Source organism: Bradyrhizobium sp. ISRA442 (assembly GCF_038085055.1).
Taxonomy (GTDB): domain Bacteria; phylum Pseudomonadota; class Alphaproteobacteria; order Rhizobiales; family Xanthobacteraceae; genus Bradyrhizobium.
Map to the genome: position 1 here is coordinate 91961 of NZ_JALGCN010000024.1, position 22024 is coordinate 113984.

The window sequence follows — 22024 nt, forward strand, 5'->3', positions numbered from 1 at the left end:
AGGTGCCGGGCTGTTGCGCCTTACGAACCCGCGGATAACCCCAGCGGTCGTGGAACGGTTGACCGTCGGTCGATAGCCTCACCTTGCAATATGATCAATCGAAGCTTGTCGCGTCACGAGTATACTTACGTATGCAAAGCTTCTGGAGCATCCGGGCACAGTGAACGGGAGAATCGTCTGGCCCTCAGACATGAGTGTCCGACGGCCGTGCGCCTTGCGCCATGAGCTGCTGTTTCCAGTAAGTCGCTGTTTGACCTAAAGTCGCTCTGCTTCGCGCCTAGCTGGGTCGATGCTGCCGCTGTATGGGCGCTCTCGTCGGGGGCAGATTGGAGTGGCGCTGAAGGTCCATTCTGTCGTGGAGGATGCGCGATTTCGATCGTGCGGTTCGGCCCGGTACATCAAATGACCCTCGCGACGGTGGCGCCGCGAAAGCACAACCCTGGGCGACGGGGCCGCCGCCGCAGCGTAGGCGCCGCGCGCGCCGCCGACAGTCGACCACAATGGCCGTGGGGAAGTGGACTCGCGAAAGGATTCGTTTGGAGGCGCGCGCGGCGGTTTCGCCGCGGCGGCGCCAGCCGTGCCCGCCGCGGTCATCACCGCGGAGGATACGCGCCGAGTTCGACTTCAAGAGAGGCCGCCCAAGGATTAGAATGCCGGAGGACGGCGGCGCCCGTGTGGTCCAGGATTGCGGGCAATCATGCGCGGGACGACAGGAGCAAGGATTGACCGAATGGTGAACTGGATTCGCGGAAATGCCGCTTGCAAATCCCGCAGCAGGCAAGCAGGCATCGGGCTTGCTTGCAAGGCGCAAGGCTTGGCTCAAAAACACCGTCGTCGACAGGGCGACCAGAACTGGGGCTCACGCCCCCGAGGGGTTAGGACGGAAGGACTCACGAGGCCTTGACCTCGCGTACGGGGAGCACACATGGCGACTTCGATACAGTTGGCCCAGGATCTGTCGGCCGCGCTGGGGATTCCGGCCCCGACCGTGATGCATATTCTGGGCGGGCTGCGGTCCGCCGGACTGATTATGTCGCGCGGGCGGGGGCCGAGCGCCACGGCCATGTCCAGCACGGATGCGAGCGCGCTGCTGATCGGAATCGGATCGGGGGCGGCCGCCGCTCACGTCGGGCCGATCACCCGTAGCCTGATGACGATGCCGCTGCGTCACGCCTTGCGCCCAGCAGTGGTCGGCTTCGAGAAGGGGCGCGACCACGAGCATCGGTTCTACCATTTCCTGCAACCGCACTCGTTCGTCGAGGCGCTAAATCTGCTGCTGGATGCGGACGACCAAGCGCCTGAACCCGACGCGGACAACCGCATCCAGGTCAGCCCCTTCGACTGGCTTGATCGGCTGTCTTTGACAATCGGCGCCGACGCCAGCAGATCGAGGGGCTTCGCCGTGATCAGAAGTTCTTCCGCCTCGCGCGAGATCGCCAACATCTACAGCACGTGGACCATCCTGCGGCCGTCCGGGCCGTGGGACCTCGACGTCGCCCGGTTGTTCGGCCCGGAGGGCGGCGCCTTGTCCGCCATGCACGTCGGCGGCAGGGTTCTTCGCGCTGCGATAGGGTCGCTGCGCGAACCGGTGAAGGGCGCCCGGCCACGGCCGGAACGGATCGCGGGGTTCAGCCGGCGCGCGGTGCGCAAGTGAGCGGATCCTCGACCCGGTCGGCCTCATCGACGGAAGAGAATGCCGTCCTTGAGGACGAAGCGTTGATCGGCGCAGCGCCGCACTGCGTGTTCCAGATAGGCGAGAAATTCGTCGTACGGCGCAGCGGGAGCGAGCGCCGCGTAGAGGTCGGCGACGAGCTGGGCGCCGTAACGCTCGACCATCAAGAACACATCCTTCTCCACCCCCCTGAGCCGGGGCTTGGGTGGCGCGGCGTCCGGGACTTTCGCATCCGGTGGCGCGGCCATTTCCCAGAGCTCGCGCACGTCCACCGTCCAGCGGCCGTCGGGGCGCTGGATGAGACCGTCGCCAGGCGACAGTTGGACCGCCATGCGCCGTCGCCTGAGCTTCAGCTCCTTCCGGAGCGGCTCGGCGAGGAGATCGTAAATCTGTGCGGGTTGGAGCGCGCGCCTTTCGGCCGCGATCACGCTCCTGACGGCCACCCGGATCGCCTTTCGCCGCTCTGCCCGCCTAACCACGGCGGGCAAACACAGGATGGTACGGATTGAACGACCATGTCTCGCCTGCGCGCACCAGCGCCGGGAACGAGGGCGCGACGCGCGGCAGGACCTCCGCGACATCCACCAGCGCGCGCATATATTTCGGCAGCATCGCCGCGATCTCGTCCGTGCTGGTCGGACCGCGCAAGCTGCAGATGTCGATGGCGTAGACGGCGGTCTCCTCGTCCAGCGACAACCCGCGAGGCCGGTTCTCGTCGACGCCGATGAGTGACCACCAACCCTTATCGTGCCTGAGCTGCGGGTAGTGCCGGGCGGCCGTCATGAAGGGGATGGAGGGCTGGCGCGCCGGCAATGCCGCGCGCAGCGGCTCCGACAATCTCGCCCGCAGTTCAAAGGCCCTGAGGGCACACCGTCGGGCGCTCAGGATCTCGACGAGTTCGCGGCCGAGCGCGCGGTAGTCCATCTGGCCCCGGCGCGACCAGTAGCGCCCCCGGGTATGGCGGGGTACGTGCCGGCGATCTGCCAGCCAGTAGCCGCCGTCCGCCAGCTTGCGCAATTTGGGGTTATCGGCCCTGGCAAGCACCACGTGCGCGTTGTGACGCCGGAAATCGAGCTTCAGCCGTGCCTCGACCGCCGCGTCGTAGATTTCCGTGGGCCCCGCTGGGCGTCCGACCCGCTCGACATATTCGACGGCGTACCCCGAGAATAGATCACGCCGAGCCTTGTCGCGCGCGCGCCTGACTTGGGCCGGGGTGCCCTCGCCGCGGCGCCCAGCATGCGGATTGAGGGATTGCCGCGAGTGATAGCCCACAGCGGGTGCCTTGTCCGGGACCGGCCTCCCCCGCCGCCAGAACAGCCCGTTTGAGAGCTGCTCCAGGTCCGAAGGCGCAGAGCGCTGCAGCGCCTGGCGGGCGTAGGCGCGGCTCAGGCCAGGCCCGTACACCAAGGCCGCGCCGTCGTAGATCTCCATGGCTCCGGCGGGCCGGCCCACGAGCTCGACATATGCGGCGGCGAACGCCGCGAATCTGGCCCGCTCAAGCGCACATCGCGCAGCGGCTTTATCTGCTGGGGTATCAAAGGGCAGGAGCATTGCGAGCCGATCGCGCGTTTCCGGGCTCACCACACTGGCGTCGACGACAGCCGCTCGTGCCGGCGCGAGCAAGTCGGCGGTGCCGCGAAAATCGAGGTCCGACGGCTTGGTTTCGAAGGCCCCGCGGCTCGGTTCGGCAGTCGGGAACAGAAGGCCTGCCGAATCGTCGGATGTGGCCTCGACCGGTGCACAGCGGTGGTCCCGCTTCCAGGCCTTCAGCAGACGTGTGACCGGCGCCTGGCCGCGGCGAAGCAGCGGTCGGAGCTTCGCAACGGTCACGAGCTTCGGATCGTAGCCGCCTGCCGCGCGGGCCAGCGATTCCATCGCGGCGAGCGCCGTCTCGTCGATGGGCCCGAATTGCTGACGGGACGCGGTCAGCGTCGCCGGCGGGTGCGAGTTCGGCCCCGCACGGTCATCTGATTCAACGGGAAATTTTTCCGACGCCGCTCCAGAAACGCAAGGAGAACCGCGCGCCAATTGCGGGCGCCAGTGTCGGAAAATTTCCCTCAACCTATTGATTTCGCTCGGGTTGAGCGCCGCCCGCGGGGGCTTCGTATTTGTCTGTCCAAATTTCCAAGTATCTGACATCACGGAACAATTCCGAATTTTCCGACGACCAGATTCGGCCATTTTCCGACAAACCTACGTAGACCCGCGATTTTTTCCCGCGATCGTACCTAGACCGCGGCCCGCCTCTTTTTCGGAGTCGCGCTGGGCAAGCTCGTAGACACCGCTGTAAATGTCAATACAGATTTGCTACATTGATGTATGGCCACGATCGAAATCGAGAGACCGTACTACACGCGCCCCTATTACATGCGTCGTGAGGGCCGCCTGCGACTGCGCTGGGATTGCAGCGCGCACGCACCGGACGATTTCGAACCCAAGACACAGATCCTCGACCCGAACTGGGAGGTCGCTTTTCGGCAGGGGCGGGAGCTGTATGAGAAGCTGTTGCAGGCCCGGGCGCGCCAGGGTTCGGCGATTGTGCTTGCCAACCATCGGCCCGGCACCCTCGGCGGCCTGTTCGAGGCCCAGAAGAAGCATCCGACCTTCACCAAGCTCGTCACGCCCAGCACCTGCAAGGGTTACGGCAAGCAGCTCGATCGCGACGGAAAACGAATCCTTCGAGTTGAGAGGTTCCGCGGTCTGCGGTTGAGCGAGGTACCGGTCGCCGAACTGACGGTGCCCGCGGCCAAGGCGATCCTGTATGACCTATTCGACCTGGGCCTCGGGGTGTTTGACGTCAAGGGCTACAACAGATGCCGAGAACTGCTGCGCCTGGTGTTCAACAACATGGTTGGCGAGTATGAGGGAGTCCCCCTCGACAATCCTATCAGGCACACCCGGCACCTGCGGGACAAGAACAAGCAGAAGAAGCTCGGCGCCTCGATCTTGCACCTGGCCTATTTCGATTACGGAGCGAGGCTAGAAGGTGTTCCGAATCTTGGGACTGCCGCGCTCGCGACGTTCGAACTTCAGCTGCGCTCGACCGCGGTGCTCGCCCACTGGCTCTGCGAACACTGGAAGCCCACGGGCCGGGACAATCAGGTTTATTTGGTGCGGCCCAAGGTCGGAAACTCCAGGTGGATCGACCTGCACGATGTACGTCGAGAACCTTACTTCCCGGCGCTCGAGGCGCGCGTGGATGCCATAAAGGGTGAACGCAAGTCGGGGATTTTGATCCCGCGGGATGGAACACATGATACGCCGTGGGGGCTGCGGAACGACGGTCAGCTGACTCACGAGTTCTACAGTTTGTTCGACCGGGTCAAAAAGAAGGTCCGACTGCCCGACGCGCTGAAGTGGTCCAGCTTCCGCCGAGGTGGCATCACCGAGTCCGCCGAGGCAGGCTGCACAGAGAACGAATTGATGTGCCTCAGTGGTCATCTCGATCCGCGAACGGCGCGTGTCTACATCACGGAAACGATGCGCATGGTCAGCAATGCGCAGCGCAAGCGGATCGCGCAGCGGACTGAGGTGATCCAAGGACTCATCGCCGCGCACAAGCTCGACAAGCTCCGCGAGGAGCCGGAGTTTCAGCAACTCCTGGAGATCCTCGGCCCCTTCGTCACCAAAGAGATTCAACTCGACGATCTCTAGCCCGAGCCGTGCCGCTGGGCGGCGAACTTCCTAATCTCGATAATGTGCCAGAGGCATTCGATCCTGCCGCCGCTGTGCCGATAGGAAGTGGGAGGCGCGGCCTCCCCGCGCGCGATCGCCTGGCAGAGCTGCCGCGTAGTCGCGAAGTTCATGAACGCAGCGGCCGTCTCGGCCGTCATCTCTTCCGGCCACAGCGGAGGGAAGCGCGCGGGACGGTTTGGCACGTGGACGGGTACGGAGTGCGATGGGGGCTGAACGAGCTGCGCGCCGCGCGTGCGCTTTTGCGCGGGGTGGATGGAAAACGTAGCCTCCGGCTGCGAGCGGCGGACCCGCTTGGGGCTGACGAAGCGCACTTCGTCGGAGCCGAGCTTGTACGCGTCCCCGACCTTGACAATATTCATGCTGAATCCGGTGGCTCGGTTTCGGCCCGCAGAGCCGCCACCCACCTGCCCCGAGCGCGTGCGGGCGAAGGCAGTCGCCCTACCTTCAGGATTCCGCCGCGATCCTTCGAGAGCGGATCCGCTGGCCGTGCGCTGTCGAGTGCGCTCGAGCGTGGTTTGGCGTTGCGCAGAAGGCCTGGGGCGGCAACGCCGCTTTCCGCCAAGGGGACCAAGGATTCACTACTCGGCGTGTTCATCGCTCGTCCGGCGCAGTTTTGCTGGCGGCCTGGCCCGGCCAAGGCGTCGCGCACACAGCTCCGAGCTGCCGCAGGCACTCGGCAACATCCGCGCCGGTGGCTCTGTTCCAAGAGCCCTCGAGCCGCCGCCTCAAGGGCGGGCAGCGCTCGTGCTGTAGCGGCTGCGTGGAGGCGACCGCCGCACCAGCAGCCGGAATGCCTATCGCGCCAATCATATCGGTCCCTCCTCAATGTCGCGGCGCGCGCGAATCATATCGGCCGCGCTAATTCCGTCGATCCGGCTGGATCGCAGGAGCGTCGAGGCGATCGCCTCGAGCGCGGCCCGGTGCTCGAGCAGAGTCGAACGGCATGCTTCGGCAGCCCGCGTGAGCTCGGCGTGCGCCGCGATCCGCACGTCGACATACGAGAGCAGTTCATCCGTGTCCTCGTGCGACGCGAAAAATAGGAGGTGTTTCGGTCCGCCCATCCCGAGCGATCCAACCATGGCTGCAGCAAGGGCGGTCGCTTGCTGCAGGTCGGACCCGCGCGTGCCGCCGGCACCGTGCGACGCCTCGCCGAGCATGATTTCTTCAGCGATGCGGCCAGCGAGCAGCACCTGAAGACGGTGCTGGTAATCCGAATAGGTGCCTGCGAACGGCGGCGCCTTGCTCCTCACCGTCGCCCCGCCCCTGTTCCCCGACCGGACGATCGACGCGCGTACGTCAGCTTCGTGACCGAAATGAACGATCTCCGCCACGACATGGCCTGCCTCATGGACAGCGCAGCGCCGGATTTCCGAGCAGTCGCGGTCCTCCCGATTCACCAGCGCCCGGCGGAGATCGGCGAGCTCGAGCGCGCGGTCGGCGTGGCGCGCGAAGCGCAGGGCGTCGTTCGTGATCCTTTCGACGTCGGCTCCAGTGGAGCCCAACGCGAGCAAGCAGATTTCCTCCAGATCCTCGCCCGCGAGCCGGCCCGCGAGGCGGACGCGAAACATGCGCTCGAGATCGCACGCGTTGGGCAGCCCGATCCGGATGATCCGGTTGAGTCGACCGGACCTCACGATGGCAGGATCGCAACGGGAGAGATCGTTGGATGCTGCTAGATAAATGAGTCCTTCGCGGCCGGCGACGCCGTCGAGATGCGCGATGAAGGCGTTCACGACCTCCACGACGTAGTCGGCGTGGGCGTGGCGGAGCTTGCTGCGGTCCGCGAAGGAATCGATTTCGTCGGTGAAAAGAACGCACGGCGCTTGCGCGCGAGCGGAATCAAAATCGCGCCGCATGGCTCGCAACAGATGGCCGAGATGCCCTTCGTCCGCCGACTGCCACTGGGCCAGCGAGCAGGCCACCAGCGGCAGGCCAGCAGCGTGGGCGAAGGATTCGGCGAACAGCGTCTTCCCGGTGCCCGGCGCGCCAACGAGGCAGGCACCGGGGTCCAGCGCCGACCAGGGAAGCTCTCCGCGCCGCCATGCGTCGAGGTCGCGTATGGTCGAGCGGGCCCATGCAACGGCCTCGTCCATCCCGTGCAGCTCGTCCAAGGAGATGTCCCGTCCGCGTTTGCGTTCCAACTTCTCCGCGGCAAGCCGGCGCAGCTCGGCCAGACACTCGGATGGGCTGCGATCGAACCGGATAGCAACGATCAGGTCGACCAGCGTCACAGGGGCGACAGTCTGGGCGTCGAGCAGCTCGCGGCAGCCCTTTCCGGTCACGATGCGAATCACGCGCCCGATGGTGACCGGATCGAGCGGTGGAAAAGTGAGGCGGATCCGCTGAGACTTTAAAAGGACTTCGGGCAAGTGCGTGTCGGCGTTGGGCGATATCGCAATCAACGGAAGCGCAAGCGACAGCGCCGACAATGCCTCGCTTTCCCGCGCGCTCCTGTCCTTCGGCTGTGGACGCTCCTTGGCCGCGAGATAGATGATGTCATAGTCGTCCCGCTTTCCGGAATTGGAAGCGCCGACCTTCATCACGCGGGTTGTCGCCGGAAAAAGCGTGTCTTGCCAAATGGCGACGGCGCGGTCGAGCATCTCCGGATCGGGCACGTCGATGATGACCACCGGCGCAGACGAGCGGATCGCTTGCCATAGCTCGGGTCTGGAGTCGAACATGCGGGAGACCAGGAGCCGCGCCGCCGCTCTCGCCGGGGTCACCGGATGCGACGGTGGCCGAGGTCGATGCCGGGTAAAGAACGATCCGAATTCCTCGTCCGGCTCCTCTTCCTGAGTCCGCGAGTTTGCTGCGATTGCCTTGTGCACCTCGGCGCGAACGGCCGTCTTTTTGCGAGCCGCGCGCATCGCTTTCTCGGCGGCAACACGCGCCTCCTCTTCAAGCTTCTTGACCAGCAGTTCGTGCTCTCGCGCGGCGGCGACTTCGGCGATGTGGAGGCGATAGCGTAAAGAGGCCCGCCAGTCGGCCCGGTAAGCGGCCAACTCGAGCGAGCCCATAGGTCCGATTGTCGGCGCGGAGGGTGGATGCTGCGGTGATGCCAAGGCTCCGATCTTGGGCAGCGGCCGCGGCCGCACCGGCAGTTCTGGCGCTGTGATGTTCTCTTCACTCATGTTCTCACCACCTGTTCATGATCCCGAGTCGGCTTTTGGGGGAGCGCTTCAGGCACGCGCTGCCGAAACGATCCGGCTCAGTTGCCCATCATCGTTCCTGCGCATCGAACGGACTCCATCGCTCACGCTGGATTCGCGTGCGAAGGGACAACTTCTCGATCAGTATTGAAAGTCCTAGCCGGGCCGCGCCATGCCTCGCCGGGCCACGTCCCGCCACGCCGTGCCCAGCCGTGGCGAACTACTGCGGTTCGAGCTCGACTTCTTCCACGAGAAATCGCCCGTATTCGGGCCTGTGATCGCCAACACCGTATGGTCCCGCGAGCTTGAACAGCTGGATCACGTCAGTGCGGCTCATCATGCTGGAAATGAATGTTGCGCTGAATGTTGCGCTCCAGTCGGGAAAACATGGGCGCGTCCGCACCGTCCGTGATCCCTGAACACGTGCCATTTCGCGATGGAGGAAACGTCCATCTGCCCAGAGTTCCGCCACCGACTTCGGACCGTCATACTGCAGCATGGCTGGACGATCTGCCATGAAAGCGGCCTTCGCGACATGGCCCTTCTTGCGCTTCTTCGCGGCATCGACCAGCACGCGCTTGATGCATTGCGCCGGCAAGCAGGGTTGGCCGTCGAACAACCACAGTCCGCCGTGCCACTCGAGCTCCGCGATGCGTGCGTGGTCCGCTTCGGTCTTGTCGACCTTTGCGGTGATTGCGGCAAGCGCTCTTGTCACCGCATCGCAAGGATCGGCGAGTCGCGCGGAATGCATCAACATTGGACCTAGTCCGACAAGCCTAAGGGCGATATGTTCGACGCTCATGTGTTCACTCCAGCTTCTTCAGGATCGAAAAGTGGTTGGGCATTCGGATTTGGGGGTTCGACATCAGGGATCGGAATGGCTGCGAGCTCGTGGTAGCGGCGCGCGCGCAGCATCGAAGTGACGCCGTCGTGGCACGGCTGACAGAGTGTCGTCAGGTCGCCGTCGATTTCGCAGCCGACACGTTCATACGTCCTGTGATGGGCTTGCAGCGCGTAGCCTCGGGCAGGTGAGTTCGGACAGAGCCGGCACTGGAATCCGGCCGCCTCGAATTCGCGCAGCCGGACGGGATTGCAGCGCCAGGCGGGACTTGTGATGTACTTGCGATAATCCATCTCGCTCTCCTCGGAAATGCACGGTCGTTCGGCTCCTGTCGGCTCACGGCGGACGCTTGCGGCCCTTGTGGGCGAGCCAGCTGTCCGAAAGCGCCGCGCAACGTGCATCGATCTCGCTTCGCCGCTTGAGAGTGGAAGCCATCACGAGAGCCGCAGTCGCGTTTCCGTCCAGGGCGATGCACAAGACGGCGCTCATGGCCAAATCGAGCGGCACGAGTGTCCTGGTGCCGCTCTTTTGAACGCGAAGCGCCACGCCGATAGCCACGGCTGCATCGCCGGCCGCGGCCAGAAACCAGTGTGGTTCTCCGATGATGGCGGACTGCGAGAGGAGGCGCCGAACAACTCGGATATGACGTTCCCTGAATTGTTCGGCGCGAAGCGTTCGCCACCAGGCCAGCGGGTGCGGAAAGGTCAGGACGACCGGAACGTTCCTGCGCGCACGCGCGAACAGGGCGGCTTGCGTTGGAGAGGACCGGGCGTGCCCGGCCGATCGTTTCGGAGGGTTCGGCGAGATACCAACACGCATCGGAGGAGACTCGTGGCATATGATAAATCATATGAGATCGCGCCAGCGGAAGGACTGCCGCCTTTCCGGACGGCGTCCGGTCGCGATCTCGGTTTTCGAAGCCCTGAAGGTCGCGCGCGCGAGGTTTCCAGCCCAAGGACTGGAATGCAGGTGCGAACGTTTTGAAGCCCTGAAAATGCCGCGCTAGCTTTCGGCGGCATCAAGCTCGCGGTCGCAGGCAGCTTAATCCTTTTCAAGGATTCAACTGTACATTCTGACCGGAGCAGTCACTCCCGATGTTGAACCGACTTCGGATGTGCGCCGAAGCGATGGTTAACATTTGCTTAATGTAGCATGACTTGGGGGCAGTTGTCCCGCCTAAGGATGCAGGCGACTATTGCAAGATCGAATTATGGTTAACGCGCCGCCCGTTTCTCCAGCCCAGGTCCGCGCCGCCCGTGCGTGGCTCTTCTGGAGCCAGGGAGATTTGTCCATCAGATCGGGCGTGTCACAGACGTCGATCGCCCGCTTTGAACTCGAACGCTCGGTCCCTCACACCGACACCTTGACCAGCATCCGCAATGCATTCGAGGCGGCGGGGATCGACTTTCGATTTCAGGGAACGGTCGGAACGGGAATTTGCGGTCCGTCCGCTCGCCATTCCAAGCCCAAGAAGCCATAGCGCCGAGCTGCGCCAACGAAACAAACGCGGCGTCCCTTTGAAATACGAGGGTCTCGTTCGCGCGGCGACCGGCGCTCATTTCGTGACGCGCGTCTCGAACAGATCGACCAATCTCACCTCCAGACAGGCTGCGATAGCCTCCAGGGTCTGAAGCGTGGGATTGGAGCGAGCGTTTTCGATCAGCGACACAGCCGTCTGTTCGATTCTCACCTTGGCGGCCAGTTCGTCCTGCGTCCAGCCCTTCGCCTTCCTCAGCCGCCGGACGTTGCGGCCCAGCGCTTTCGCAATCTGCGAGGTCCGAGCGGGAAACCGCTGATCGAATCCTGACCGCCCCATGAGCAGCACGGTCAGACGATCGCGTCAATGCAGTCCATATGATTTATCACATATTTCCGAACGATCTCTAAGGGACAGCCTAAGCAATTGCAAATAGGGTGGATCTAGCACCACCGATGCACGCACACGGGAGCTTGCCGTACGTTGTTTGTGGCCGAGGCGAAATGTGCCTTTCGGCTCGCCGAAGGTTGCTGGCACTCGGTCAGTGCATGGCGCGAATGTTGGAGCGCTCGAGGCCAATTTGGAAAGATGACGATAGAGTACGGGTCCGAACACCTGCACATTGGCTCGACTGCCGCTCTGAAAGCCGGCGCCTCCGACGAAACTCATCTTTCGGTCGTCCATTTCGTCGACGGGCAACTTGCCGTAGAGACGGACGATATGGAGATCGGGCCACAACGCGTCCCAGCTTCGGACTCGAGATCCTGTAGCCACGGCCAGATCAAGAAGGTTTGTCCATGGCGCCTTCTTCCGCAGCAATGCCCGTTTCAGAGGGAATCCCCATCATCGGCCGAGCCTGCGGAGCAATCGCCAAACTAGGCTGAGCGCTGTGGCGCGCTTGAAGCGAACTTCGTCCGCGCGGCCAAGCCCAGGTTAGAAATACACCGGCAGAGGGGCGCTTCATCAGTGCTGCCCCTCAATCCATCTTCCGCGGCGGCAGGCAGGACTCGCATCGCTTGACCTTGGCACTCTCCGCTTCTTCGGCTCGACAGGCTGTGATCTCTAACCAAGAGGAAGCGCAACGCTCGTCAGCTCGCCCAATCTGGCGATGAGGTGATCCTGGGATTCGGGATCGGAGGCCTCACTGGCCGGCTGCTCCTGTCGAAGGTGGTGCCAGTAGCAGCCGCCGCTTACCAAGGCGGCGGCGTCGTCGCTGACCGCCAGCCAGATCTGGGTCCGGTGTCGAGGTCCACCGGGGCTCCCGGGCTGCCCATCTTCGTGCGCGCCCAACCGGGATCCACGGCATTGCTCCAGACCTTCGGCCAATGTCGCGCCAGCGCGAAAGCCAGCGCGACGACATGTAAGATTAACCATTTCTGCTTCGAAGAACTGCCGGGCTCCAGGCTGTAGCGTCAGCTACCGCCACGTGGGATGATGGTGAAGAAGTGTCTGTCGATCCTTAGCAGGCGCGTCGTTAGCTCGCGATAAGCGAACGGCCGCCGCAACTCTTCCTTTGTAATATTGGAAACGATTACTCGCACGTAGCCCACTACGCCTCCACGGCCTCGATGAGGCTTTGCGGTGCGGGCCGCCTCTCGACATCCCGAAACCGGCAAGTCGGTCTTTGGTGAGGGACCGCCCGGCCTGGAGCAAATCCGGGCGGACGTGGACGATGACGGATCGATCAGTGCCACCTTGGCAGACGTATTCGGGGTCGTAAACGCCGTAAGTCTCTACACCGAGCGTCCCAACCGCACGTTCCATGCCGTTCATGTCGATGCCGCCGCCAGGCTCGCGAAGCGTTCGCACGATTTGGGCGTGGCCCGGCTGGTACACGTCTCGGGCATCGGCGCCGATGCCAATTCGTCTTCGCGATATATCCGCAGCCGGGGGCGGGGCGAAGATTCCGTACGCGCCGCATTCCCGATTGCGACCATCATTCGCCCCGCCGTCCTGTTTGGACCCGACGATTCGTTTCTCACTCCTCTGAGCGGACTGCTGCGGAGCTTTCCTGTCTTTCCGGTGTTCGGCCTGGGCCAAACTGTGCTGCAACCGGCCTACGTTGAAGATGTGGCAGAGGCAATCACGCGAGCGTTCGAAGCGAGTTATCCCGCGACCGTTTATGAACTCGCCGGCCCCATGGCTTACTCCTACAAGAGCCTGCTGGAGACAATCAGCAATCATCTCAATCTACGACGCGTTCTGCTTCCCGTGCCGTTTACCGTTTGGCAGATCCTGGCCTCGTGCGCCGAGCTTCTGCCTCAGCCGCCTATCACGCGAAACCAGGTCGAGCTCATGCGGTCAGACAATGTTCCCTCGCCCGGCAGTTCAGGATTCCGCGAACTTGGGATCGATCCGCGCGGAATCGAGGTGATGCTTGCTGGCTCCAGTTTTAGCACCTAGGCAGAAACAGCTCGCGACTCCACTCTTGTCTCGGCGACATGCTGGTGAAGTGGAATTGCCTTCATTTCAATTGGATCCAGCTCATTGGGGCACGGAGTGGCAGTCTCGCCCGGCTCCGGCGTATACATACGTGAATCCGCAATATCCTAAATGCAAATTTGCGCGCTCTAAACTAGGACAGTACAAATTACGCTCGAACCCTACGGGCTTCGGATTGTTAATCAATCAGCCGGCCGTGGAGGACTCCCATGGGAGTTGAGCGTATGCACCGGCCGAAATACTGGCAGATGCGCGCCGAAGAATTCCATGCCAAGGCAGACAACTGCGAGCATCGCCAGACCAAGGACAGCTTACGCAAGGTGGCGCAGGCCTACGACGATTTAGCTCGTCGTGCCCGGCAGATCCGAACCGTCGAAGACCTGGAAGTAGCATCGCCGTGCGGCAAGCAAGTTCGCGCTAGGCCATCCCGCAAGGTACCGATGACCAGTAGGCCATTAGGAGCAAGCTCCGACGAAAGGTAAATCTGGATGCAGTTCGAGGCGGAGCCGTCTCAAAAGGTAAAGGTCGCTCCGTGTCTTGGCTCCGCCGGCGCCCACCTTGGAACTTCTAAACGAGCGCTTCATTTCTCCCGTATGCGGCCCGTGACGAGCGCCAGATCGATGAGGCTGCCGCGGCTGGGGGTTTTAGGGATCGTGAGCCGGGGCCGCCGAGGGTGCAGCATTTCTGATCGGAACAGTGCTGTCCTTCTTTCTTCCCTTGCTGCAAGCTGCCGCTCACACTCAACCACCTCACGCTCCAGTCGCCCACCTCGTCGAGTATAGTCAGATCCGTTTGGTGGACTGTGCGTGCGAACCAGATTGCAACACCCGTGCATCCGCGGGCCTCTCGAGAGAGGCGACACGTCCAGCCTACAGGCGAGCACTTGGCATCGAGCTCGGCAAAACGCGCACTGGCCTCGCTGCGGTGCTCGGATCGACGGAACTTCTCGTTGATCGGTCACGGGAGCACACGAGAGCGGCTTTACTCAGCTTAGTCCGTGCCGGCTCCGAGCGTGCGCGCGATGGCACGAGCCGAGGCGTTCGATGCGGCGCAAGACCGCGTCCCTTATCGGCCGTTTTGTTCGGTTCACGCATTTGTGACGAGCTCCGGTTCCCCCCTACACTTCTTGATTTCCAAAAAATTGCCGGCCGCGACGTCTAGGGTGCCTACGCACCGCGTTAACGGGAAAACGCTCAGCACGGCCCGCGGTCGAAGCCGTTGTCGGTGTTGCCACGCTTCGCGCAGAGCCGCGTTCGCGCGGCCGATGCGAGGCGCTGCGCCGACCTTCGCGCCGACCACGCCGCAGCCAAACCCTCGGGCCGGCACGCCGGCCGCTTTCAAATCCTTGGCCCGCATCGCGGCGCGCCATTGTGGCAATGTGTGCGTCGCCACAAGGATTCGCGCCCCGATCGGAACGCGCGCCGCCGCCCCCGCTCCCGGCGGGAGCCGCGCAGTCCTGCAATCGGACCCGCAACTCCTGTCCAAAGGATTCGATCATACTTTCCAAGGAGTATTCACTCGGCCGCAAAAATGCGCCTTTCTACCGAAGCGCGAACGGTCAGGACGCGCGTGGTCGCGCGCCGACCCATCCGAGAATCACGACGAAGATGCTGGCCAAACCACCGGAAGCGCGCCGGGCCGACGAGCGGCCGCCAAAAGGGCGCGTCGGCGGATGCGTTACCGCGACTTCACTGGCGGCGCAGCGAACAGTGCCGCGACCTCCACATTGAGTGCGAACGCGATCTTGTCTAGCGATTCCAACGTTGGATTTGCGGTCGCAAGCTCGAGAGCGCTGATCAGCGCCTGGCGCAAACGGGTCTCGTCGGCGAGATCGTACTGGGACCATGATCGCTCCAGACGAAGTTGTCGAAGGTTGCGCGCAAGCAAGCGCCTGGTGCGTTCCGGATCTCGCTCTCGCCGCCTCATCCGGCAGGATGATGCATCCCGCTGGCAGGAACAAAACACGCTTTAAAGTGTTAAATACGTCAAGACGTGTCCTGATCACAAGAAACAGCGGCCGCCGGGGTGGCTCGCGGACAACTTCTCGCCTCGCGCCAACGAGAGGCGCCCATCTCCGCCGCGGCCCCCGCGAATCGGGATAGACAGGTACTGGAATCAAATTGTGTCTCGCGATCCCGACATGATGCATCAATCCGACATCGTTCGACCGGCATTCCACCGCGCGCCGAACTCGAGGCGATGATGGCCAACCCATCGTTGACCCAACGTTCCGCTTGTATGGCTCGCCGACTTGCGGAGGGCGAGAGCCTCTCTCGACGCGGCGAACCGCTTGCAAAATGGGTCGCACCGCCTCCGCCGCCTGATCGACGCCGCTCAGAACATCGAGGAAGCAGCGGTCCAAGCTTTTCGACCATCCGGATTTTCGTGCTAAATTGCCCTCGGACTAAGAGGTCGTCGGTGTGGTGCGACCCTGCGCCACTGACCTGTAGGAGACCTCAATCAGGTCACTTCGGCGCGAGTTGCAGTTTCAGGTCCAGCACCCTGATCGCCTTTTGAACAGTTTCAATCGTCGAATTGCCGCCCGGGCGGAAGGATTTGTGAATCGCTTCGCAACGTCGATGCGATCCGCCGCCTGTTCGATGCTCTCAACAACCGAGTTGCCAACCTGCCTTCCGTGCCCGGCATTTTTCCTGACTACCGGCACCGATCATTCGCAATAGTCAGGACGGCCGCGAGATCGCCATGGCGCGATGGGGCATGCCGTCGTCGCAGCGGGCGTTAGTGGACGCAACAAAAAAAGCGAGCCGAGAAGCTCGAGGCCAAGGCAAACCGGTCGACTTCAGGGAATTTCTGCGGGCGGAGCCCGATAGCAGGATCACGATATTCGCAACGTGGCGAGCAAACATTGGAAGCGATGGCTCGGGCCGCACAAACGCTCACCTCGTTCGGCGAGTACGCGGCAAGAAGACGCCGGTCTGGTTCGCACCCAACGAGTCCTGCCCCTTCTCGCCATCGCCCGCCTCTGGACCGACTGGACCAGTGTCCGCAAGGCGAAGACGAAGTTACCGCCGACGTCTTCGGTTTTCTGACTGCGATCCCAATCGTCGAGTTGAAGCGCATCAATCCCAGGGCGATGCCGGCAATCCTTACGACGAGCGAAGAGTACGACGTCTGGCTACGCGCCGCCTGGGACGAGGCCAAAGCGCTGTAGCGCCCTCTGCCGGACGGCACACTCCAGATCGTTGTGAGCGGCGAGAAGGAAGACCCTCCGCGCCTAGCGTTTTGCACAGGCGAACGTGAACATCGGGACGAACCGCAGCTCTCGCAATTTGCTGGCCTGCGCTAACCGACCGGAACGGACCATGGCGTTCTCGGATTCGCCCTGGCAGGAACCATTCAATGCTGATGTTCAAGGAGAAACGGTCCGCGATTCGAACGCTTCGCGGCTGGGTCATCTCGGTGCTGCAGGAGGCTGGCGCCATCCCGCGAGTGCGAGGCGCACGGCTGGATGCAGGATCGCGCCGATCCACACGCACGTGACCGCGTCTTGGAGATCGCGCGGCGGATCCGCCGCCCGGCGCATCGTCGGAGGCGGCCGTGGCCGCGATGGCGGAGGTCCTGAATTCGATCGGCGATACCTGCCCGCAGTGCCCGCCCGCCACCGAAGTCTAACGACGGCGACGTCCTGGCGGGTCTATAATTTGCGAATGGCGAGACCCGATCCGGAGCAAGCCGTCTAGACGGCGCCCTGTCGCAAGATCATCCATATCGACATGGATGCGTTTGCATCGGTTGAACAGCGCGACAACCCAGAGCAGAGCTTCGCGGTAGGCCAGTCGCCGTGGGAGGTTCGGCGCAACGAGGCGTCGTGGCGGCCGCCAGCTACGAAGCCAGGACGTTCGGCGTGCGCTCGGTCACGGCGAAGCGGCAGTGCCCCGATCTGATCTTCGTCAAGCCGCGTTCTACAAGGTCATCAGCCGGCAAATCCGCGAGATCTTCGCCGAACACACGCCAATCATCGAGCCTTTGTCGCTCGACGAGGCCTGTCTCGACGTCACCGAAAACCTTCAGGGCATCCCCTCGCCCGCGACGTGGCACTTCGGATCCGCGAGAAGATCACGGCGGAGACGGGCCTCAACGCTTCGGCCGGCATCAGCTACAACAAATTCCTGTCGAAGCTCGCTTCGGATCACCGGAAGCCGCACGGCGCCACGTTCGTGGAGTCGCTGCCGGTCGGCAAATTCCAAGGCATCGGTCCGGCGACGAGCGCGAAGATGAATGGCCTCGGCATCTTCACCGGAATGAAAATCCGCAACCAGACGCTCGAGTTCATGAATGCCAACTTCGGCAAGTCCGTCGCCTATTACTACTGGATCTCGCGCGGCATCGATGATCGCCCCGTCCGCACCAACCGCATCTGCAAGTCCATCGGCGCCGAGAACACGTTCTCGGCGGACCTCGACGTGATGGCCGCCGAGCTCCGGCCACTGATCGACAAGGTCTGGCGTCACTGTGAGAGCACCGGCAACCAGGGACGGACCGTGACTCTCAAGGTCAAGTTCTTCGATTTCGAGATCATCACTCGGAGCCGGCTCTGTCCCGACGATCGTGTCGAGCCGGGACGATTTGGAGAGTTTGGCGATATCCCTGCTGCAGGCCGAGATACCTTTCCCGAAGTCGGTTCGCCTGCTAGGCGCGTCGCTGTCCTCGCTGCAAACGCAGTGGAACGACGATGTCGAACCACAGCTCGATCTGCCTATCTGGCGCTGCCCTTCGATGTGACTTACAGCCTGGCGGCCGAGATGACGCCGAAAGCTTCGCCTGCTGCACGTGCTGCGGCGCGGCCTATCCGACTTCAAGATCGTGCATGATCGGTTGCAATCCGTCGGGCGTGACCTCGAGGCTCGCAAGCGTGATCGGTAGCTTGAAGCGTCGGCACCCGACACTGCCGGGATTCACGTAGAGTAAGCCGTCGACGTTAGCGATCTTCGGCACGTGGGAGTGGCCGGAAACAATGACGTCAATGCCCTGAGCTACGGGGTCGATTTCCAGACTGTTGAGATCGTGCAGAACGTAGAACAGCCGTCCCGCGAGCCGCACGAACTCGGTTTCGGCAAATTTGGTGGCCCACTCGTCCGTGTCCACGTTCCCTCTGATCGCCGTGACGGGAGCAATTCTTCGCAGCGCGGTGATGATCTCGGGATCACCGATGTCGCCGCCGTGAATGATGTGGTCGACCTGGGCCAGCACGCGAAGAGCCTCCGGCCGAAGTAGACCGTGCGTATCCGAGATGATGCCGATGGTGAAGGTCATCGAAGCGTCCGGTTGACGCACTTTATCGCGCGTTGGGCCGCGTCTTCCTGATGCACCGCCGCTGCCCCGGACATCAACCGCCTAAGCCGACTTCCGCCGCTGGCCCATCGCCGGCTTCTTCGCCGCTGCTTCCTTGGCCGGCTTCTTGCCTTGGATCGGCATCAACATCTCTTTCTGGCCCGCCGCCGCCTTGCGCGGCTTCTTGGCGGGCTTTGCTGCTTTCGCCGGCACAGCCTCCCGACCGACGCTCTGCCGCAGCGCCTCCATCAGATCGACCACGTTCTCGCCCTTTGGTCGCTCCTTCGGCCGAATGGTCTTGCCGGCCCGTTTCTGATTGATCAGGTCGATCAGCGCGGCCTCATAGTGGTCTTCGAATTTATCGGGGTCGAACGCGCCCGCCTTCTGGTTCACGATATGCTTGGCGAGATCGAGCATGTCCTTGGTGACCTTCACGTCCTGGATCTCATGGAAATACTCCTGCTCGCTGCGAACCTCATACGGATAGCGCAGCAGAGTGCCGACCAGGCCTTTGTCCATCGGCTCGAGCGCAATGATATGCTCGCGGTTGGTCAGCACCACCCGGCCGATCGCGACCTTGTCCATCTCGCGGATTACGGCAAAGGCGTCGTGGCCGACTTTGCCATCAGGGCGCAGGTGGTAGGGCCGGATCAGATAACGAGGGTCGATGTCGGACTTGTCGACGGATTCGTCGATCTCGATGGTGCGCGTTGATTCCAACGCGATCTCCTCGAGTTCCTCCTTAGTGACCTCGATGAACTGCCCTTCGAGTTCGTATCCTTTCACGATGTCCTCGTTGGTGACCTCGTCACCGGTATCGGCGTCGACCTTCACGTACTTGATCCGGTGACCGGTCGCGCGATTGAGCTGGTTGAACGAGATCTTTTCGGATTCCGATGTCGCTGGGTAGAGAGCCACTGGACAGGTGACGAGCGACAGACGCAAGAAGCCTTTCCAGTTGGCTCTCGGGGCCATGGTACGCAGAACTCCAGCTCGCGGCGGCTCGGATTCAAGAACGAACGGCAGGTCATCGTTCCGACAGCATGGACGCGGCCAAAAGAGGATACTTTTTCACGCCGGCTATCGACTCTTTTGTTCTTATTATGTTCGACCGCGACATGGCGGCTGCTGGCGGAATACTGGCAGGCGCTTCTGGACGACCTCGCGCAGAGAGCAGGTCGGGCCCCTCCGTAGGGGTGCTGCGGCTGAGCCAAATTCCTCAACATATTCTGAGGGTGGGGTGCCGGCGCTGCGCCAGGATCCTGCAGATTCAGAAGGTCGATGCCGTCCGCCTCTATGGTCGAGAGGCGCTCTGGAAGGATGTCAGACGACTTTTGGACAATACCTGCGCGCAGCGGACCGGGCGCCACGAGGAAGACGGCTGCTGGCCTGCGTTTCAAGTGGTCGCCGGCGCGGCCGGAACTGGATGCTGTCATGGCAGCGAAGCATCACCCGATGCCTCTTAGCGGCAGCGACCGCAAGGCGCTCACCAAGGAATTGGAGAGGGCGCGCACGATGACGACGATTCTCGCGGGCCGGGCCGCCGAAGCCGCACCAAAGGCGCGAGGCTCTCATCCGTCAGGCCGACAAGCTGCTCTGCGAATCGTTGAATGAGAGGATGTGGACCGACCAGGGCCGATCGACCCCATCGCCGACCGTCGATCGGGCCATCAACGTCGGTTACGGGGCCACATCCGATCTGACCATGGTCTCACCTTCGCTTTCGTAGATCCGGCGGCTCCACCGCGCAAAAACGCGATCTTCGCGTTGGCGCTTCACAACCGGGGCAAAAGAAATGCCGCGTCCAAGGAACACGGCCAATTTCAGGGAGGAAAGGACCTGGAGCTTGAGTGCACCGTCGCCCAGGCCGACGTCGCGTCCGGGCGGAACGCGATTGCTCGCCGATCATAACGCGATCACCACCTCAACGCGGCGGTACACACGGGATGGTTCGAGAGCGCCGTCGTCTGGGCATCGAGCAAGCTTAATATGAGCGAGCACCCGGCCATGTCGAGCGAGGTGACGTAGCTGCCGACCAGCGAGCGGGCGATGCGCAAGCCGCGTTTCTCGAGCGCCCTGCGCGCCGCGTTGTACATCAGACAAAGCTCGATCGCGGGCATGCCGCCAAATCCGTTGACGAGAAGAAGGCATCAGTGCCTTCGCGCGGGTCGAGATCCTCCGTGATCGCGGTCGTCATCTCGAAGACGATCGCATCGGCTCGCTCCAGGTTGACGACGCCCGGGCTCCCCGCGAATGCCCACTCCGATCTCCATCTCGTCCTCGGCGAGCGAAAAGGTCGGCGTGCCCGCAGCCGGCACCGTGCAACTCGTCGGCCCTATTCCCATCAAGCGTGTCCGCGCATTGACGCGCTCGCCAGAGCGTAACGCAGGTCTTGAGGTCGGCGTCCTTCTCGGCGGCGGCGCCGACGATCTTCTCGACGGTGCGCTCGGCGCGACACCGTTTCGGGACGCCTCAGGCCGGCCTCTGCGGACGAGCGAGCGCAAAGACGCCGCCCGCCGGTTTTTGCTCAATGGGAAAGGTCGGCATCTCAGTCGCAGCGCCGCTCTTTCCGCATTACCATGCGGCCGTTATCGCCCTCCACTCGCGTCGTTACTGTGCGACAGCGCTCGCGGGGACCAACAGTAACGCCACCTGGACTGACGCCGACCGTGGTGTCGCGGTCGTAGCGGTAGCGATCACTTGAGTGGTCCCGGTCACGTCCGACCTGAACGTCGACGCCCTGTGCCATCTGAAGGCCCTGGGCCGCGCTGGCCGGAACGGCGAGCGGGGCCGATAGAGCGGCAGCGGTTATCATGGCTGCTAACGCAATCTTGAACATGGAGCACTTCCCTGATTGTAAGCCTGTGCAACGTCTGCGACGAGCCGGCTCCGATTGCCGCCGCGGGCAATGACGGGTATGGCGGCGTGGGCGCGGCTCGTGCAGGGGTCAACAGTGGCGGGCGCGCGACGTTCCTGTTCTAAGCGCTACCTTGAACCGGAAGAGCTTTCAGCGGCGATTTCAGCCCCCAGCGCGCCGTATTGGCGCGCGGTGCGGCGCGGTCACAAAGCGCGAAAACATGCAGACCGGCTCGCTTACGAAGCCTGGAACTCTGGAACTGTTCCTCGCTTTCGCCGAAGCCGCGGGACTTTCGGCAGCCAGCGCACCGAGGGGATAGGCACGCTCACCGCGTTCGCCTGACGCCATGTTCCGCCCGAAGCCGCGGCGTTCTGAACCTTTCCTCTTGATCGAGGTGGTCCGAATAATCGGCGCGCCCGTTCGGAAAGCGAACCCGGCGGATGTGTCAAGACCCTCGCATCTTGGCGGACAAAGCCCGACTTCCATCCTACCCCCGCGCGGCCCCCTGCGCGACGCCGATGGACCGTAACAGGAGCCGAAACCGAGATAAGCTGATGCGCTGGGGCATGCCAATGCCGCCACGCACAGGAGGCCCGCT

The 22024-nt window shown here is 63.1% G+C and carries 17 protein-coding genes and 5 pseudogenes; 9 read left to right on the forward strand and 13 right to left on the reverse strand.

Features of this window, described 5'->3' with window-relative positions; genetic code table 11:
- Positions 1-925 precede the first annotated feature (925 nt).
- Positions 926-1654, forward strand: a complete 729-nt coding sequence (locus MTR72_RS33575) for a hypothetical protein (protein WP_280966404.1) — start codon at positions 926-928, stop codon at positions 1652-1654.
- A 23-nt stretch (positions 1655-1677) separates the two neighbouring features.
- Here the strand turns inward: MTR72_RS33575 and MTR72_RS33580 are convergent, their stop codons facing one another.
- Together MTR72_RS33580 and MTR72_RS33585 are read right to left on the reverse strand one after the other, a co-directional pair.
- Positions 1678-2115 (reverse strand): hypothetical protein, encoded by a 438-nt coding sequence (locus MTR72_RS33580; RefSeq protein WP_341511905.1) that lies wholly within the window; start codon positions 2113-2115, stop codon positions 1678-1680.
- A 28-nt stretch (positions 2116-2143) separates the two neighbouring features.
- Complete coding sequence (locus MTR72_RS33585; protein WP_280966406.1) at positions 2144-3733, reverse strand: hypothetical protein; 1590 nt, start codon at positions 3731-3733, stop codon at positions 2144-2146.
- 258 nt (positions 3734-3991) lie between these two features.
- Between MTR72_RS33585 and MTR72_RS33590 the strand changes: the two genes are divergently transcribed.
- Complete coding sequence (locus MTR72_RS33590) at positions 3992-5326, forward strand: hypothetical protein (RefSeq protein WP_341511906.1); 1335 nt, start codon at positions 3992-3994, stop codon at positions 5324-5326.
- Here the strand turns inward: MTR72_RS33590 and MTR72_RS33595 are convergent.
- The 7 genes and pseudogenes from MTR72_RS33595 to MTR72_RS33625 form a co-directional block, all read right to left on the reverse strand.
- Positions 5323-5727, reverse strand: a complete 405-nt coding sequence (locus tag MTR72_RS33595; RefSeq protein ID WP_280966408.1) for a hypothetical protein — start codon at positions 5725-5727, stop codon at positions 5323-5325. The genes MTR72_RS33590 and MTR72_RS33595 overlap by 4 nt on opposite strands.
- A 447-nt stretch (positions 5728-6174) precedes the next feature.
- On the reverse strand, positions 6175-8499 hold the full coding sequence (locus MTR72_RS33600; RefSeq protein WP_341511907.1) for an AAA family ATPase: 2325 nt from the start codon (positions 8497-8499) through the stop codon (positions 6175-6177).
- A gap of 238 nt (positions 8500-8737) precedes the next feature.
- Positions 8738-9136 (reverse strand): hypothetical protein, encoded by a 399-nt coding sequence (locus MTR72_RS33605; protein ID WP_280966410.1) that lies wholly within the window; start codon positions 9134-9136, stop codon positions 8738-8740.
- A 179-nt stretch (positions 9137-9315) separates the two neighbouring features.
- Positions 9316-9651 (reverse strand): hypothetical protein, encoded by a 336-nt coding sequence (locus MTR72_RS33610; RefSeq protein WP_280966411.1) that lies wholly within the window; start codon positions 9649-9651, stop codon positions 9316-9318.
- Positions 9652-9694: 43 nt separating this feature from the next.
- Positions 9695-10177, reverse strand: a complete 483-nt coding sequence (locus tag MTR72_RS33615) for a hypothetical protein (protein WP_280966412.1) — start codon at positions 10175-10177, stop codon at positions 9695-9697.
- 736 nt (positions 10178-10913) lie between these two features.
- The gene (locus MTR72_RS33620) at positions 10914-11174 is read right to left on the reverse strand and encodes a helix-turn-helix domain-containing protein (RefSeq protein ID WP_280966413.1); all 261 of its coding nucleotides are present in this window, start codon (positions 11172-11174) and stop codon (positions 10914-10916) included.
- 723 nt (positions 11175-11897) lie between these two features.
- Positions 11898-12199 (reverse strand): annotated as a pseudogene (locus tag MTR72_RS33625) (SDR family NAD(P)-dependent oxidoreductase); the annotation flags it as partial.
- Positions 12200-12416: 217 nt separating this feature from the next.
- Here MTR72_RS33625 and MTR72_RS33630 point away from each other — a divergent pair.
- Positions 12417-13238: a complex I NDUFA9 subunit family protein gene (locus tag MTR72_RS33630; protein WP_280966414.1), complete on the forward strand. Its 822-nt coding sequence runs from the start codon at positions 12417-12419 to the stop codon at positions 13236-13238.
- 248 nt (positions 13239-13486) lie between these two features.
- Positions 13487-13759 (forward strand): hypothetical protein, encoded by a 273-nt coding sequence (locus MTR72_RS33635; RefSeq protein ID WP_280966415.1) that lies wholly within the window; start codon positions 13487-13489, stop codon positions 13757-13759.
- A gap of 1195 nt (positions 13760-14954) precedes the next feature.
- On the opposite strand, the gene MTR72_RS33640 is transcribed toward MTR72_RS33635, so the two are convergent.
- Entirely contained in the window at positions 14955-15203 is a 249-nt protein-coding gene (locus MTR72_RS33640) for a helix-turn-helix transcriptional regulator (protein ID WP_280966416.1), read from the reverse strand.
- Positions 15204-16143: 940 nt separating this feature from the next.
- Between MTR72_RS33640 and MTR72_RS33645 the strand changes: the two genes are divergently transcribed.
- The 4 genes and pseudogenes from MTR72_RS33645 to MTR72_RS40565 all read left to right on the forward strand — a co-directional run bounded on the left by MTR72_RS33645 (position 16144) and on the right by MTR72_RS40565 (position 18109).
- Positions 16144-16449, forward strand: a complete 306-nt coding sequence (locus MTR72_RS33645; protein WP_341511908.1) for a hypothetical protein — start codon at positions 16144-16146, stop codon at positions 16447-16449.
- Positions 16450-16637: 188 nt separating this feature from the next.
- Positions 16638-16910 (forward strand): annotated as a pseudogene (locus MTR72_RS33650) (hypothetical protein).
- 196 nt (positions 16911-17106) lie between these two features.
- A pseudogene (locus tag MTR72_RS40560) lies at positions 17107-17353 on the forward strand (Y-family DNA polymerase); the annotation flags it as partial.
- 351 nt (positions 17354-17704) lie between these two features.
- Positions 17705-18109, forward strand: a complete 405-nt coding sequence (locus tag MTR72_RS40565; protein ID WP_445819656.1) for a DinB/UmuC family translesion DNA polymerase — start codon at positions 17705-17707, stop codon at positions 18107-18109.
- On the opposite strand, the gene MTR72_RS33660 is transcribed toward MTR72_RS40565, so the two are convergent.
- Together MTR72_RS33660 and ku are read right to left on the reverse strand one after the other, a co-directional pair.
- A complete protein-coding gene (locus tag MTR72_RS33660) occupies positions 18084-18551 on the reverse strand; it encodes a metallophosphoesterase family protein (RefSeq protein ID WP_341511909.1) in 468 nt (155 codons plus the stop codon). The two genes, MTR72_RS40565 and MTR72_RS33660, sit on opposite strands and share 26 nt — an antisense overlap.
- An 81-nt stretch (positions 18552-18632) precedes the next feature.
- Complete coding sequence (gene ku / locus MTR72_RS33665; RefSeq protein WP_341511910.1) at positions 18633-19544, reverse strand: non-homologous end joining protein Ku; 912 nt, start codon at positions 19542-19544, stop codon at positions 18633-18635.
- A gap of 459 nt (positions 19545-20003) precedes the next feature.
- Here ku and MTR72_RS33670 point away from each other — a divergent pair.
- Positions 20004-20253, forward strand: a pseudogene (locus tag MTR72_RS33670) (hypothetical protein); the annotation flags it as partial.
- Between the two features lie 232 nt (positions 20254-20485).
- Here MTR72_RS33670 and MTR72_RS33675 read toward each other — a convergent pair.
- Positions 20486-20914: pseudogene (locus tag MTR72_RS33675) on the reverse strand (dihydroxyacetone kinase subunit DhaK).
- Between the last annotated feature and the right edge of the window lie 1110 nt (positions 20915-22024).